Source organism: Bhargavaea cecembensis (assembly GCF_000826125.2).
Taxonomy (GTDB): domain Bacteria; phylum Bacillota; class Bacilli; order Bacillales_A; family Planococcaceae; genus Bhargavaea; species Bhargavaea cecembensis_B.
In genome coordinates, this window is record NZ_LN651373.1 from 1,326,722 (window position 1) to 1,341,266 (window position 14,545).

General features: G+C 58.0%; 13 protein-coding genes. 10 read left to right on the forward strand and 3 right to left on the reverse strand.

Annotation, left to right across the window (positions count from 1 at the left end):
- Positions 1–231: 231 nt before the first annotated feature.
- The gene (locus BN1189_RS12080; protein WP_052455837.1) at positions 232–1,248 is read right to left on the reverse strand and encodes a nuclease-related domain-containing protein; all 1,017 of its coding nucleotides are present in this window, start codon (positions 1,246–1,248) and stop codon (positions 232–234) included.
- Between the two features lie 260 nt (positions 1,249–1,508).
- Between BN1189_RS12080 and BN1189_RS12085 the strand changes: the two genes are divergently transcribed.
- From BN1189_RS12085 to BN1189_RS12115, 7 genes are all read left to right on the forward strand, one after another.
- Positions 1,509–2,027, forward strand: a complete 519-nt coding sequence (locus tag BN1189_RS12085; RefSeq protein ID WP_040228429.1) for a sigma-70 family RNA polymerase sigma factor — start codon at positions 1,509–1,511, stop codon at positions 2,025–2,027.
- On the forward strand, positions 2,020–3,348 hold the full coding sequence (locus BN1189_RS12090) for a DUF4179 domain-containing protein (protein ID WP_040228430.1): 1,329 nt from the start codon (positions 2,020–2,022) through the stop codon (positions 3,346–3,348). Before BN1189_RS12085 ends, BN1189_RS12090 begins: the two co-directional genes overlap by 8 nt.
- A 173-nt stretch (positions 3,349–3,521) precedes the next feature.
- Positions 3,522–5,408, forward strand: coding sequence for an ATP-dependent DNA helicase (locus BN1189_RS12095; protein WP_040228433.1), 1,887 nt, complete (start codon positions 3,522–3,524; stop codon positions 5,406–5,408).
- Positions 5,409–5,660: 252 nt separating this feature from the next.
- Positions 5,661–9,302: a dynamin family protein gene (locus BN1189_RS12100; protein ID WP_040228435.1), complete on the forward strand. Its 3,642-nt coding sequence runs from the start codon at positions 5,661–5,663 to the stop codon at positions 9,300–9,302.
- Positions 9,299–10,129, forward strand: coding sequence for a sulfurtransferase (locus BN1189_RS12105; protein WP_040228436.1), 831 nt, complete (start codon positions 9,299–9,301; stop codon positions 10,127–10,129). The genes BN1189_RS12100 and BN1189_RS12105 overlap by 4 nt, the downstream gene beginning before the upstream one ends.
- Before the next feature lie 87 nt (positions 10,130–10,216).
- Positions 10,217–10,912 (forward strand): DUF421 domain-containing protein, encoded by a 696-nt coding sequence (locus BN1189_RS12110; RefSeq protein WP_040228447.1) that lies wholly within the window; start codon positions 10,217–10,219, stop codon positions 10,910–10,912.
- Positions 10,909–11,505: a metallophosphoesterase family protein gene (locus BN1189_RS12115; RefSeq protein ID WP_040228438.1), complete on the forward strand. Its 597-nt coding sequence runs from the start codon at positions 10,909–10,911 to the stop codon at positions 11,503–11,505. Before BN1189_RS12110 ends, BN1189_RS12115 begins: the two co-directional genes overlap by 4 nt.
- A gap of 48 nt (positions 11,506–11,553) precedes the next feature.
- Here the strand turns inward: BN1189_RS12115 and BN1189_RS12120 are convergent, their stop codons facing one another.
- Positions 11,554–11,940 (reverse strand): reverse transcriptase-like protein, encoded by a 387-nt coding sequence (locus BN1189_RS12120; RefSeq protein WP_040228440.1) that lies wholly within the window; start codon positions 11,938–11,940, stop codon positions 11,554–11,556.
- Between the two features lie 111 nt (positions 11,941–12,051).
- Between BN1189_RS12120 and BN1189_RS12125 the strand changes: the two genes are divergently transcribed.
- Positions 12,052–12,240, forward strand: a complete 189-nt coding sequence (locus BN1189_RS12125; protein WP_040228441.1) for a zinc-finger domain-containing protein — start codon at positions 12,052–12,054, stop codon at positions 12,238–12,240.
- 37 nt (positions 12,241–12,277) lie between these two features.
- Here the strand turns inward: BN1189_RS12125 and BN1189_RS12130 are convergent, their stop codons facing one another.
- Positions 12,278–12,487 carry a cold-shock protein gene (locus BN1189_RS12130; RefSeq protein ID WP_040228442.1) on the reverse strand — a complete coding sequence of 70 codons (210 nt, stop codon included), beginning with the start codon at positions 12,485–12,487 and terminating at the stop codon, positions 12,278–12,280.
- 183 nt (positions 12,488–12,670) lie between these two features.
- Here BN1189_RS12130 and BN1189_RS12135 point away from each other — a divergent pair, with 183 nt between their 5' ends.
- Complete coding sequence (locus BN1189_RS12135; RefSeq protein WP_040228443.1) at positions 12,671–13,393, forward strand: gamma-glutamyl-gamma-aminobutyrate hydrolase family protein; 723 nt, start codon at positions 12,671–12,673, stop codon at positions 13,391–13,393.
- Positions 13,394–13,535: 142 nt separating this feature from the next.
- Positions 13,536–14,315, forward strand: a complete 780-nt coding sequence (fabI, locus tag BN1189_RS12140) for an enoyl-ACP reductase FabI (protein ID WP_040228444.1) — start codon at positions 13,536–13,538, stop codon at positions 14,313–14,315.
- The last annotated feature ends 230 nt before the right edge of the window (positions 14,316–14,545 follow it).

Below are 14,545 nucleotides of genomic sequence, written 5' to 3' on the forward strand. Positions count from 1 at the left end.
CCGGCCGCCGAAAAGCGGGCGGGAAAAGAGCGAAAGCGGGCGCGAAATGTCCCGGGCAGGCGCGAAAACCCCGGCCGCCGAAAAGCGGGCGGGAAAAGAGCGAAAGCGGGCGCGAAATGTCCCGGGCAGGCGCGAAAACCCCGGCCGCCGAAAAGCGGGCGGGAAAAGAGCGAAAGCGGGCGCGAAAAGCCTCCGGGCAGGCGCGAAACCCCGCCCCCCACACATCATCAGTTACCTTTTCATAAAGATCTCCACAGAAGAATCAGGAATAATCAACTCTCCCTCCTCGTTAAAAATCACCGCCGAGTAGTTTAGTTGATAATAAATGGCGACTGATTTTCCGCGCTTTATGAATAAAGGCGAGCGCAATAACTTTTTTGCTTTTGTCGCACTTACCCCCAAATAAACTTGTGCCTGTTCGATATTCAATGTGCTGCCGCGAATCAAAAAGTAGTCTACCAATTTCTTGATAAAGGGAATCCATTGGCGGGTGCCGCAGGAAAGGCAGGTCCCCAGGCGGTTCGTGTCGTCGCATAGGATGCGGCCGGTGCATTGATTGCAGAGAGGGTCTTCAGACAGACTTTTTGCCGCGACGTTAAAATAAGGAGCGAGCGGATAAGGGAAAAACCGTTCTTCCTGTTTTTTCATCACGTCTGCTGTCCATCGCAGGGCCTGCTCAGTCACGGCGGCATTTCCGGTCAATTCCTTATTAAGGAGCGAGGGAATCTCGGTCACCAGGTGGACGGGCACATCCGTAGGAAAACGAACATCCAAATTTTTGGATGCCAAAATGACCGCCCCTTTCACCGGAAGCGAGATATCATGCATGAAAAGCCAATACGAAAGGGTATCGATGGCCAGATTGAGCTGAATCAGCGGTGAGCCGAAATAATGGATTTTCCCATCACTGCCGGTCCGCTTCAGCCGTGCGGGATTTTCTTCAAGTTCCAGCACGCCATAAATATTTTTCACTTCCAGTACATAGGCCACACTTTTAGCCAGAATGAGCGTGTCGATCTGGACGGTTTCATGCCCCGGGATGGTCAGATGAAGGTCATGAAGGATGATCGATCCTGCAGGCATCAATGATCTTTTGAGATACCGGTCTGCTCTGACCTCCCCGCGATACCCGAAGGAAGTGGTTGTATGTTCGGATGTAATTTTGTCCCTGGCCGGATCAGAGGGATCCATCATCGCCAGCAATCTCTTCGTTGCATATAGAAACAGCGGGTACGGCCGCACAGTCATTCTCTTTACCTCCTTTCCGCCATTACACCCTTCCTCCCCAAAAAATGCAAATCGCCATTTTTGGATTTTGACCGCGAAAATACGGCCGAAATTCAATTTTGGCTCCTCGCAAAAACCGCCGAAACCGCGCCGCCTCGCGTTTTCCCGCTGCCCGAAAAATCAATTTTGGCAAGTTCGCCAAAAAACTTGATTATTCCCTTGAACTTTTCCGGTCTTCCGCTGTCTAATGGATAGAGACAGTTCGGAAGCGGGGGAGCGGGATGGAGGGATATGAATTGGCGAGGCGGGCGGCCGAGCGGGATCCGGATGCGTTTTTGGGTTTGATGGAGCTTCATAAGGCGGCGTTGTACCGGACGGCGTTTGCGTTCCTGAAAGACGAGCACGCCGCCGTCGAAGCCGTCCAGGAAGTGACGGCCCGTGCGTTCCGCTCGATTCATCGCCTGAGGAATCCGGAGTATGCCAAAACCTGGCTGACGCGGATCATGATCAATTATTGCCAGGATGAACTGAAGCGGAAAGGAAGGGAACCGGCAACAGACCGGTTGCCGGATGTGGACGGGTCCGACCGGCACGTCCGCCTGGAACTCGATGAAGCACTCGAAAGCTTGCCGGATCCTTCACGGCGGCTCATTCACCTGAAGTATTTTGAAGACTTGAAGATTCGGGAAATCGCCGAGATGGAGCAGATCCCGGAAGGCACGGTGAAGTCGCGCCTGCACCATTCGCTCCGGCAGCTCCGTGAATTCTTCGCCGGGAAAGGGGGAAGCGCCGATGTTTGAGGAGGAAGAAAAGAGGCTGGCCACCAGACACGTTGAGCTCAACCAGTTGCAGATACCGGAAGAAGCCCTGACGCAAGCCATCCGCGCCGGGCTCTCGGAAGCCGAACGCCGGGCACGACGGCGCTCGCAGCGGGTGCGGAAGTCACTGCTTTCCGCAGCGGCCGTTGCACTTCTTCTCATTGCGTTCGTGACGTCCGTCCGGGTGTTGCCGGCGTTTGCCAATGCGGTCGCTAGCCTTCCGGGGATGTCGGTCATCGTCGACATGATCCGGCATGATAAGGGCATGAGGGCGATCATCGACAATGAGTACTACGAAGACGTGCAGGCCTCCGACTCGCACGGAGGCGTCACGGTAACCCTGAATGGAGTGATCGTCGACCAGTCGGGGATGGTCATCTCCTATACCGTGGATTCGGCGGCGCCGCTGAAAGATCCGCTTTTTGAAACGCCGGAGATCTATGCGGACGGAAAGTTGATCGAGCCTCAGGGCATCGCCTGGAACGATCCGGTGACGAGCAATTCAAGATCAAGCGAGCAGTCGATCAACTATCATTTCGCCGACCCGCTTCCGATCAACACGAAAAACTTCGAACTCAAAATGCAGATCCGTGACGGCGATACCTATGATTTCCGCGTCCCGTTTGAGATCCAAAAGCCGATCGCACAGGGGAAGGTTCACGAGTTGAACCGGACGGTCACTATCGAAGGGCAAAAAATTATCGTCAAGTCCGTCACGATTCATCCGCTCCGTGTCGAGGTCGCCGTCGATTTTGACGAAGCGAACACGATGGACATCCTCCAATTCGAAGATATGCGCATCGAAAACGGCAAAGGGGAGACATGGAGCAGCATCACGGACGGCATGACCGCCACGGAAGACGAGGACGGCACACAGATCTACTTCCTGCAGAGCAATTACTTCGAACAGCCGGACTTGATGATTTTCCGGATGAATAAAATGCAGGCGATCGACAAAGACGAGCAGTTCATCGTGGACACCGGGACCGGCGAAGTGATCCAAACCCCGTCCGACGGGAAGCTGGAAGTGACCGCGGCCGTGCCGCTCCGCATCGAAACGAAGCTCCGGACAGACGGCGAGTTCGGATACGGCTATCTCAAGAGCGCCGCCGATGCGAACGGAAAGGCGATCGACTTGAGCTCCGCGGGCTTGTGGTACTCGCACGACGAAGAGGGCGAGGATCGCCGCTACACCTACAACGACCTCAATTTCACGGACGCAAACTACGCCAACCCGGTCACGGTCAGCTTCTTCGCCTATCCGAACTATATCAAGGGCGATGTCACGCTTCGCCTTGAATAAATATCCGTCCTTCCGCTCCGCACGCGGAATGATTCACGGAAAGAATGGATAAACTAAATGCGGAAGCAATACACTTTCTTCCTCCCGCAACCCGTGATATACTTTAAAAACTGTGCATTTTTCCGGCACCTCACCGGAAAAGTGCATTTCATTACGTTTACAGGGGGCTTTCGATGAAACAGGCGATTCCGTTTGCGCTCGACCGGGACCGGTCGTTCTTTGAGTCGATGGACGATTGGATCGGCGATGTGCTGTATGATGAACTGACCGAAAAAGGATTTGACCTGCGTGATGAGCAGGTGTTCATGGCGTTCCAGATCGGTCAGGCGCTGAAAGAAAAATCGGTCCTGTTCGCGGAAGCGGGGGTCGGCACCGGCAAGACGATCGCTTATCTGCTGCCGGCGGTCGCCTACGCCCGGTACACCGGGAAGCCTGCCATCATCGCCTGCGCCGATGAGACGCTGATCGATCAGCTCGTGAAGGAAACCGGCGATATCGGGAAGCTGGAGCAGGCGCTTGGCCTGACGGTCGATGTCCGACTCGCGAAGTCGCGGGAGCAGTACCTTTGCCTGAAGCGTCTCGACGAGGCCGTGAAAGACAGCGAAACCGCACAGTCGATCGAGCAGACGCTGCCCGGGTTCGTCCGCGGCCACGGTTCGATGATGAAGCTCGAGCCTTACGGGGACCGCTCGACATTCCCCGACGTTTCCGACGCGGACTGGGACCTCGTGAATTACCATCCGCTCTGGCAATGCAGCTCATGCGAACTGCGGAACCGTTGCGGACAGACGCTGCACCGGGCGCATTACCGCGATGCGGCGGACTTGATCATCTGTTCCCAGGACTTCTATATGGAACATCTTTGGACGAAGGAGTCGCGCATCCGCCAGGAACAGCTGCCTCTCCTGCCCGATCCGTCGGTCGTCGTGCTCGATGAAGGGCATCTGCTGGAATACGCGGCGCAGAAGGCGTTCACTTACCGGGTGCAGGAGCGGACGCTCGACACGGTGCTGTCGCGCATCATGGTCGACGGCGTCCGGGAGAAGACGCTCGTCCTGATGGAAGGGCTCGTCGACCGGCACGCCTCCCTGTTCCGGGGCCTTCACGAGCACTCGGAAGGGGAAGGCGAGCGGCGGAAGATCCGGAGGACCGGCGAGATTTCGGCCGACGCCGCCTCGGCGGTCCGCCTGGCCGTCGACATTCTCGAGGAGCTCGTGTTTGACGCCGATCTGTACGTCATCCCGGAATACGACCTGAAGATCGCCGAGGAATACCTCGAGCAGTACATCCATTCAATGAAGCTGTTCACCGAAGGCGGGGAAGCGGTCGACTGGCTGGAAAATGAAAACGGCGACGAGACGCTCGTCATCATGCCGCGCCTCGTCACCGACATGCTCGGCGAGCTGCTGTTCACCGGCAAGCTTCCGGTCATCTTCTCGTCCGCGACGATGTCGGTCGGCGGCGATTTCTCGTATCTCGCCGAATCACTCGGCATCCGGGAGTTCAAGTCGTTCTCCGTCGATTCTCCGTTTGATTATGACGAAGTGATGGAAGTCCGGCTCGAACAGCCTGCGGACAAGGCGGCCGAAGTCTTGCGTTCGCTGGAAGACGGACGGCAGACGCTCATCCTGTTCCGCACGAAGGCATCGATGGACGCCTTCCGCCGGTCCGCCGGCGACGATCCGCGTTTCCTGTTCGAAGGAGACCGCTCGCTGTCCGCGATGGTCCGCGACTTCCAGAACGGGAAAGCGCAGGCGCTGTGCTCGTGGCATCTCTGGGAAGGGCTCGATATCCCGGGCGAGGCGCTCACCCGCGTCGTCATCCACGATCTCCCGTATCCGCCGGACGATCCGCTTTTCGAAGCGAAGCGCCGGTTCGCGGAAGATCCATACCGGGACATCGACCTCCCGTACATGCTGCTCCGCCTGCGCCAGGGAATCGGCCGGCTCATCCGGACGTCCGAGGACCGCGGCGAGATCCTGTTGCTGATCAATGAAGAAGACCGGCAAGCGGAAGACGAGATCCTGAACGTCCTCCCCGTGCGCCCGGCCACTGTTTAAATAAAGAAGAAAGGCTTCCCGTCGGAACCGGCGGGGGGCCTTTTTTGATGAATCGAACGATTAGGCCTGCGAATCGAACGATTAACCGTTTGAATCGAACGATTAGGCCCGCGAATCGAACGATTAGCCTTCCGAATCGAACGATTCCCCCGGCGCTGCTGCCGTCCGGGCGAAATTCCCGTGCGGCCGGTGCCGCGGGACGGCCAAAAATGATATGATGAAACGAGTAAAACAGACAGAGGAGCTTCACTAATGGGGAATACTACCAACTTACCGATTCAAGAACAAACAGAACTGATCCGGGAAGCGTCCCGGCTGGCGGCACTTTTCCGGAAGGACGATGACCGGGAGCGGGAGGAAAAGACGGCGCGTTTTGCACAGAAACTGATGCGAGACGAATTCGTCATCGGATTCGCCGGCCACTTTTCCGCGGGCAAATCCAGTATGATCAACGCGCTGACCGGCGTGGACATCCTCGCGACCGGCCCGATCCCGACGAGCGCGAACATCGTGCGGGTCCACAAGGCGGACGAGGATTTTGCGATCATCCACCGGACGGACGGCCCGCCCGTCCGGTTCTCCGGCAACCTGGACCTTGAGTACGTGAAGGAGTTTTCGAAAGACGGTGCCGGGGTGTCGGACATCGAAGTCGGGCATGCCGGCTCGGCGCTTCCGGAGGGCGTCACGGTGATGGACACGCCGGGCGTGGATTCCACGGACGACGCGCATAGGCTCTCGACGGAGTCGTCGCTGCACGTCGCGGATCTCGTCTTTTACGTGATGGACTACAACCATGTCCAGTCGGGGCTTAACTTCACGTTCACGAAAAACCTCATGCAGTACAACGAAAATGTCTACCTGATCGTCAACCAGATCGACAAGCACCGAGAATCCGAGCTGAGCTTCGATGCGTTCAAAGAATCCGTCCGTTCCTCGTTCGCCTCGTGGGGAGTCGAGCCTAAGGGAATCTTTTTCACTTCATTAAAAGAGCCGTCCCTGCCGCATAACGATTTCGGCCAGGTGAAGGCGCTCATCTCGTCAAGCATCGGCAACCGGACCGGTTCTCTCAAGGAGACGGGCGAAGGCACGCTGCGGAAACTGGCGGACGAGCATCTCCATTTCCTTGAAGACGAAATGGAAGAGCGCAAAGCAACGTATTCGGAGATCCTGACCGAAGACGAATGGAACCGGCGCGATGAACTGCTCGAGGAAGCGGCGGAAGCGGCAAGACGGGTTGAACTGCTGTCGCCGGAACTTTGGGCGGAGACATTCGAAGCGAACCGGAAAAGCCTGCTTGAAAATGCCGGCCTCATGCCGTTCGAGGTCAGGGACGCGATGAAAGACTACCTTGAATCCCGGTCGCCGACGTTCAAGGTGGGCTTCCTGTTCAGCGGCAAGAAGACCGAAGAAGAACGCGCGCTCCGGGAATCGCAGATGCTCAGCCTTTTCCGGAAGACGGCGGATGCCCAGGTGGCCGTCCATCTCCGGAGCCTCATGAAGCAGGCGCTCCGCGAAGCGGGAATCCTGACAGACGAGCAGGCGCTTGAAATCGACCGGATGGAATTCGACGTGCCGCTTTCCGTCATTGAGAGCCAGATACCGGAAGGGGCCCTCGTCACAGGCGACACGGTCCTGAACTTCACGGAAACGGTCCGGCAGTCGGTGATCCGCTGGTTCATCCGGGAAACCGACGGCTGGAAAGACGAACAGGCTGAAAAGATCGCCGGACGGGCCAATGAAAGCACCGACCGGCTGGAGCAGCAGGCGGGCGCGTTCTCCGACAAGGCGGGCGCCATCCGGGCGATCATGGAAGCCGCACAGGCGATCGAGTCGTTCGGGAAAGCCCTCAAAACCCCGTCGCGCGAGCTCGATGAAGAAGCACAGTCGATAGCGGTCGCATGGGAACGAGCAGAGCAGGCCGCGCAGGACTCGGTCATCGAGTTTGACCCGTCGATGGCGCCGGCGAAACAGCAGCAGGAGGCGCAAACAGGCGAAGACGTCCGGGCGGAGCGTCCGGACGTTCCCGAAGCCGCGGCGGATGAAGCGATTCAGGATGCGCTCCGGATTTCCGAGAAGATCCGTTCGGTGCCGGGATTCGGCGAAACGGCGGATTATCTGGAACGCAAATCCGCGCGCCTCGGCAAAAAGGACTTCACAATCGCCTTGTTCGGTGCGTTCAGCGCGGGGAAATCGTCGTTCTCGAATGCGCTGATCGGCGAGCAGGTGCTCCCGGTCTCCCCGAACCCGACGACCGCCGCCATCAACCGCATCCGTCCGGCCGGCGGAGGCAAGGAAAGCGGCACTGCGGATATCCACTTGAAGACGGTCGACGCGATGACCGAAGACGTCGTGCGGGCGTTCGGCGAACTCGGCATGACCGTCCGCACGCTCGAAGACGCCTACCGGCAGGCGGACGAAGCAGCGGGACGGGATGACATCGAAGACGGCAAGCAGCTCCACCGCTCATTCATCCGGGCGTTCCGGGCAGGCTTCCCGGAAAGGGGCCCTCTGCTCGGCACGACGGTCAACGTCGGCGAAGCGGAATTCAGAGAGTACGTCGCGGATGAGACGCGGAGCTGTTTCGTCGAGTCGATCGACTTCTATTATGACTGCGAACTGACTCGGCAAGGCATCACGCTCGTCGACACGCCAGGCGCCGATTCGATCAACGCCCGGCATACCGACGTCGCCTTCGAATACATCCGCAATGCGGACGCCATCTTGTTCGTCACTTATTACAACCATGCGTTCGCCGCGGCGGACCGCGAGTTTCTCATCCAGCTCGGCCGGGTGAAAGACGCATTTGAAATGGACAAGATGTTCTTCATCGTCAACGCGATCGACCTGGCCGCGGATGCAGAGGAAGCCGACCTCGTGAAACAGTATGTGGCCGGCGAGCTCCAGCGGTTCGGCATCCGGAACCCCCGCCTGTTCGGCATCTCGAGCCTGCTTGCCCTCGAGGAGAAGACGGAAGAAAAGACGCTCGGTTCCGGAATGCCGGAGTTCGAGGAGGACTTCAGCCACTTCCTCGGCGAAGAGCTGAATGCGCTCGCCGTCCAGGCGCTCCGGGAAGAAAGCCGCAAGACCGTCGCGGATCTCGGCGAACTCATCGAGCGGACCGAGCAGAACCGCCACCGGAAGGCCGAACGCCTCGAGGAACTCCGGCTCTACGAACAGGATCTCCGGAAGCGCTACGCCCATTCCGGTGCGGCGGTCATCATGAACGACGTCAAGGCCGAGCTCGATGAACTGATTTATTACGTACTGCAGCGGGTGTTCTACCGGTTCAACGACTTTTTCCGGGAAGCCTACAACCCGGCGACGTTCGCTTCGAAGCCGGCGAAGGAGGCCCTCGCCACCGCGCTCCGCGAAGCGCTCGGTTCAGTCGGCTTCGATATTGTGCAGGAACTCAAAGTGACGGACTTCCGGCTGACGAACTTCACGGTCCGGAAACTGCGCGACCGCTTCATCGCCGAGCAGCGGACATTGCGGGAGATGGACCCGATGTTCGGACTGACGCCGTTTGAGCCGGATGAAAAAGACAGCATGACGTTCCCGGACGTGTTCCCGGATCCGTCCGTCCATGCGGGCGTCAACCGGATCTTCCGCAACGACAAAGACTTTTTCGAAGGCGGCACCCGCGACAAGTTAAGGGACGCGCTGGAAGCGGCGGCGAAGAAAGACGCCGAACAATACCTCGGCGCGCAGGAAGACCGGATGCTCCAAAGTTTTGAGCAATGGACCGAGCTGGAAGCGGAAGGGCTCAGGCAGCATCTGCTCCAGGGGGCGCTCGCCCGGATCGGGTCCGAGCGGGAAGTGCTGCAGGAAACGGCGAACCTGGATGCGTGGAAGGAAATTTATTCGGACATATCCAAACTGGAGGGATCGAGATGACGGAAGTGTTCAAATCGGTTGGGGAACTCACGGACGGTTACTGGAAATTGATCGATGTCCGCTACTCGCTGCAGGACGCGGAAGCGGGAAGAAAAGCGTACGACGCCGGCCATATTGCAGGGGCGGTCTATTGGGACCTCGGGACAGATCTGTCCGATATGGAAGCCGGCGGAGGCCGGCACCCGATGCCGTCACGGGAACAGCTGACGAAGCTGTTCCGGCGGAGCGGCCTGGAGCTGGACGACCGGATTCTCGTCTATGACGGGGGCGGCGAACCGTTCGCGGCACGCGCCTGGTGGCTGCTCCGGTACGGGGGATTCAAGAACGCCTTCATTTTAAAAGAGGGCTATGAGGGACTCGTGCAGGCAGGCTATCCGCTGGAGGCGAAAGAAGCGGCACCGGAGCGCAGCGAAGTGAAGCCGGACTGGCAGGGGCAACTTTTTGCCGACCGGGAAGACGTCCGGGACATCGTGGAAGGCCGCAAGGAAGGCGTCCTCCTCGATGCCCGGGCACCGGAACGGTACGCCGGAAAGCATGAGCCGCTTGACCCGGTCGCCGGCCACATCCCGGGCGCCCGCAACTTCGACTGGAGCCGGCTGAAGGCCGAAGACGGCCAATTCGATCCCGGCGAAGAGACAGAACGGGCGATCCGCGAAGTGGTCGGTTCCGATGAGCCGGTCACCGTCTATTGCGGAAGCGGCGTCACGGCCGCACCGCTCAATGCGATGCTCACCCATCTCGGCCAGAAAAACCTGCGGCTCTACGTCGGCAGCTACAGCGACTGGGTGAGTGACCCGGGTGCACCGGTCGAAACGGATGACATGTAATAGTTGACACCAGGTTCAGAGAGTCGGCAAGAAGGGTAACTTCCAAGTAGGCAACAGACTACTTCGGGAGGGATCCCTTTGGATTATATGACGAATGCGCTCAAGCTGGTCGTCGCACTCATTTCCCTTCTCGTGATCGTCCGGTTTCTCGGACGCAAAGAGCTTGCCGAGATGACGCCGTTCGACATCGTCTACCTTCTCCTATTCGGCGGCATCGTGGAAGAGACGTTGTTTGACAGCAAAATTTCCGTCTTGAACCTGGTGTTCACGCTCGGCGTCTGGGCATTGCTCATTTATCTGGTCGAGAAATTTGCCCAGCGCTCTGACAAAGCGCGGGTACTGCTCATGGGCCGGCCGGTCTATCTGATCCGGAACGGCAAGCTCGACACGGAAGAATTCGAGAATAATGCGCTGGAAATGGAACAGCTGCGCATCATGCTGAGGCAAAGCGGAATTTTTTCGCTCCGAGAAGTGAAGGACCTGTTCATCGAGACGAACGGATCGTTCACGATCAACACGTACGCCAAGTACAAGCCCGCGACAATCGGCGATCTCGGACTGGAAGAAAAAGAAGAACATCCGAGCGTCCTCCTCATCGACGAGGGAGTCGTCAAGCGGCAGATGCTCCGCCAGATCGGCAAGCGCGAAGAATGGCTGCTGGATTCAATGGCGGAACTCGGCTACGGAACCGTCCAGGACATCCTGTACTGCGAGTGGTCGGAATCAGACGGATTTTTCGTCCGGACGAAGGATGATACAATAGATGCGGGGGAGATAGAATGAGCTATGCCATACTCGGAGATATCCATTCCTCCGTGGAAGACCTGGAGGACGTGCTCCAACACATCGGACAGCACGCCCCGGGTGCCGAACTGATCGGGACCGGAGACTTGTTCGAATGCACCATCAGCAAAAAGCGGGCACCGTTCGAGCGGTTCCACCGGCTGGAGGACGTCATGCTCCTGCCGGACGGACTGCTCGATCTGCTCCGCTTTCCGTCGGTCATCGGCAACCAGGAAGAACGGATCGCGAAGATCACGGAATCCGAAGAAGAGCTGCTTCAACGGATCCGGTCCATGCCGGAAAAACTCGAGATCGAGGGAGCGGAAGTCGTTCACGGACACCAGTGGACGTGGGACGGAAACCCGTGGGCACCCGTCTTTCCGGACGATACGGCGGGCCTCGTCTTTTACGGACACAGCCATGAGCCCGGTCTCGTCATCGACGACCAGCCGATCGAAATCGGCTACGGCGTCCCGTACGACACGAAAAAAGGGCAGACGTTCGTCAACGTCGGACCGGTCGTCGGCGACAGGGAATGGGTGCTGTACGAACCCGAAGACGGGACCGTGACATTCAGAAAAGTGATCGACTGACAAAAAGAGCGGGGAGGGCCCAATGCCCGACCCGCTCTTTTCAGGAGATCAGCCCCGGCGGATGGCGCCTCTCGCCAGCGCGTCCGCGGCCCGGTTCTCTTCATCGGGGATCCATTTGATGAAAAAGAAATCAAAACCGTCCGCAATGGCCAGTGCTTTCTCCAGCATTTTGCGGTGCACCGGGTTTTTTGCATGGCGCTTTTCCACCGCCGACACGACCGCCTTCGAATCTGAACGCACGGAGACGAGTCCTTCGGTGCGCTTCGCGGCCTCCTCGACGCCGCGGAGAAGCGCGGTGAATTCGGCCGTATGGTTGTCGAGCACGCCGACCGACTCTGAAATTTTGTCCTGATGGCCTTCTCCCCGGATGAAGATTCCGATGCCGCTTTCACCCGGATTGCCGGCCGACGCCCCGTCTATGTATACTTCCAGCATCCATCCGTCCCCCTTTCTGTTTATTATTTGAATGGGTTCTCGTGCCCTCATACTTGAAAACCGGGCGGGAACTCTATACAATGTGGGAATCAAGAACCTGGAGTGACACCATTGAATAAAATCGACCTGATTCAGGATATTGACGAACTGATAGACCGGTACTGTGAAGGCTGCTTCCTGAAAAAACAGCTTCGTGAAGAAAGAGGGAAATCCGGCGCGCACAAGTTCTGCATCACCGGCTGCACGGTCGGCGAACAGCTCAAATTTCTCGGCACGGAACTGAATAAGTTAGACCAATAAAAATCCCGCAGTGCACAAAGTGCCCGGCGGGATTTGCTCATTCTCCATCCAATTTCACTACATTTGCCGCCTGGGGGCCACGATTGCCTTCAATGACTTCAAAAGACACGGCCTGTCCTTCATCGAGCGTCTTGAACCCTTCTCCGAGAATCCCGGTATGGTGGACGAAAACATCCTCGCCGTCATCCGTCTCGATAAAGCCGTAACCCTTATCGTTGCTGAACCATTTCACTTTGCCCTGGTACATGCTCATCCCCCCGACGCGTCAATTGTCATCCGATACAGGATAACCGGACACACCTTTCAATATACATCATTCGACAAAACAGGTCAAACGAACAGTGAATTTTCTGATCGTTCTGTGATGTTTTAAAAGAGAGGACGGAAGGGAAAATTAATAAGGACATTGGAATGAAAGAAGCGTGGTTAAATGAAACCGATCATCGGAGTCACTGCTCAACAGCAAGAAAATCTTCATGACTATAAATTACAGCCGGTCTATATACAAGCGATATTGCAGGAAGGGGGAATCCCGGTCGTTCTGCCGATCGTCCCTGCGGAGGAAGTGGAGGAAGTCCTGGATCTCGTGGACGGCGTCGTCATGACGGGAGGCTGGGACGTGGATCCGGACTACTACGGCGAGGAGCCCCATCCTGAAACGGGAAGGCTCAACTTCGAGATGGACGAATTCGACTCCACCCTTCTAAAGCAAGTCATCGCACGGGATATGCCGTTCTTCGGCACTTGCCGCGGCATGCAGATGCTGAACGTCGTGACCGGCGGCACCCTGTATCAGTCGGTGCTCGATCAGATGGACAACCCGGTCAAGCACAAACAGGACCATGGCCGCGAACACCCGGTCCATCACGTGGATTTTGTCGGCGGGAAGATTTTGGAGCCGCTGTTCGAAGCGGGCAGGACCCGGGTCAATTCCTCCCACAATCAAGGCGTCAAAACGGTAGGCGAAGGAGTGACCGTTTCCGCGGTCGCGCCGGACGGCCTGGTCGAAGCGATCGAACTCGAAGACAAGCGCTTCATCCTCGGCACACAGTGGCATCCGGAAAACTTCGCGGTCAACGGGCATATGCCTTCACGCCAAATCATTTCCGCATTCGTCCACGCGTCGTTGGACTACCGGGAAGAACACAGATAAGCGAAAGCCGTCTTATCGGAGACGGTTTTTCGATGGGAATGCGGCCGGATAACCGGTTCCCCAAACCCGCCGGCTATGTTATACTTCACGTTAGCACCAGCTGCTAATGACTGGTATAAACTGTTCGGGAGGCGTTCGGGAAATGGGAGATTTGCTGAAACTCGAAGAAAAAAACATCGTGGTCATGGGCGTGGCCAACGAACGGAGTCTCGCCTGGGGCGTGGCGAAATCACTATATGAAACAGGCGCAAACCTGATCTTCACGAACCGGCAGGAACGCTCGCGCGCCAAACTGGAGCGGCTGCTCGAAAAAGAGGAACGTGAAGCCCGGCTGATCGTCCAGTGCGACGTAAACGACGACGATAGCGTCAAATCCGCCTTCCGCCAGATCGGCGAAGAAGTCGGCACCATCCACGGCGTCGTCCACTCCCTCGCATTCGCAAAAGGGGACGACCTGAAAGACGACTTCATCCACACATCCCGCGACGGCTACGCATTCGCTCAAGACACGAGCGCCTACTCACTCGTCGCCGTCGCACGCGAAGCCCGGCCATACATGACCGAAGGCGGAGCCATCATCACGATGACCTACCTCGGAGCCGAGCGCGTGCTCGACGGCTACAACGTCATGGGCGTCGCCAAAGCCGCACTCGAAGCCTCGATGCGCTACCTCGCCAACGACCTCGGTCCGGACGGCATCCGCGTCAACGCCATCTCGGCCGGCGCCATCCGGACGCTCGCAGCAAAAGGCGTCCCGTCCTTCAACCAAATCCTCCACCAAGTCGAGGAAACCGCACCGCTCAAACGCAACGTCAACCAGCGCGAAGTCGGCGACATGACCACCGCCCTCCTCTCCAACATGGGCACCGGCGTCACCGGCGAAGTCCTCTACGTCGACGGCGGCTATCATATCATGGGGTGAGAAAGTACAGTCCGGGAAACCGGGCTGTTTTTTGGTTGTGGGGGGTGTGGCTGGCTCGAGGGTTGCTACCACGAAAAGCGGGGACGCGTCTTCGAAAATCCGGGCCGCAGAAACGCTACCGCGAATCGGCTGGACGCGCTTTCGAAAATCCCGGAGACAGAAACGCTACCGCGAATCGGCCGCACGCTACTTCGAAAATCCGGACCGCAGAAACGCTACCACGAATCGGC

Coding starts and splice junctions, on each gene's coding strand:
- BN1189_RS12085 (WP_040228429.1), top strand. CDS start 1,509: ATGGAGGGATATGAATTGGCGAGGCGGGCGGCCGAGCGGGATCCGGAT.
- BN1189_RS12100 (WP_040228435.1), top strand. CDS start 5,661: ATGGGGAATACTACCAACTTACCGATTCAAGAACAAACAGAACTGATC.
- fabI (WP_040228444.1), top strand. CDS start 13,536: ATGGGAGATTTGCTGAAACTCGAAGAAAAAAACATCGTGGTCATGGGC.
- BN1189_RS12130 (WP_040228442.1), bottom strand. CDS start 12,487: ATGTACCAGGGCAAAGTGAAATGGTTCAGCAACGATAAGGGTTACGGC.
- BN1189_RS12080 (WP_052455837.1), bottom strand. CDS start 1,248: ATGACTGTGCGGCCGTACCCGCTGTTTCTATATGCAACGAAGAGATTG.
- BN1189_RS12115 (WP_040228438.1), top strand. CDS start 10,909: ATGAGCTATGCCATACTCGGAGATATCCATTCCTCCGTGGAAGACCTG.
- BN1189_RS12120 (WP_040228440.1), bottom strand. CDS start 11,940: ATGCTGGAAGTATACATAGACGGGGCGTCGGCCGGCAATCCGGGTGAA.
- BN1189_RS12135 (WP_040228443.1), top strand. CDS start 12,671: ATGAAACCGATCATCGGAGTCACTGCTCAACAGCAAGAAAATCTTCAT.
- BN1189_RS12110 (WP_040228447.1), top strand. CDS start 10,217: ATGACGAATGCGCTCAAGCTGGTCGTCGCACTCATTTCCCTTCTCGTG.
- BN1189_RS12095 (WP_040228433.1), top strand. CDS start 3,522: ATGAAACAGGCGATTCCGTTTGCGCTCGACCGGGACCGGTCGTTCTTT.
- BN1189_RS12105 (WP_040228436.1), top strand. CDS start 9,299: ATGACGGAAGTGTTCAAATCGGTTGGGGAACTCACGGACGGTTACTGG.
- BN1189_RS12090 (WP_040228430.1), top strand. CDS start 2,020: ATGTTTGAGGAGGAAGAAAAGAGGCTGGCCACCAGACACGTTGAGCTC.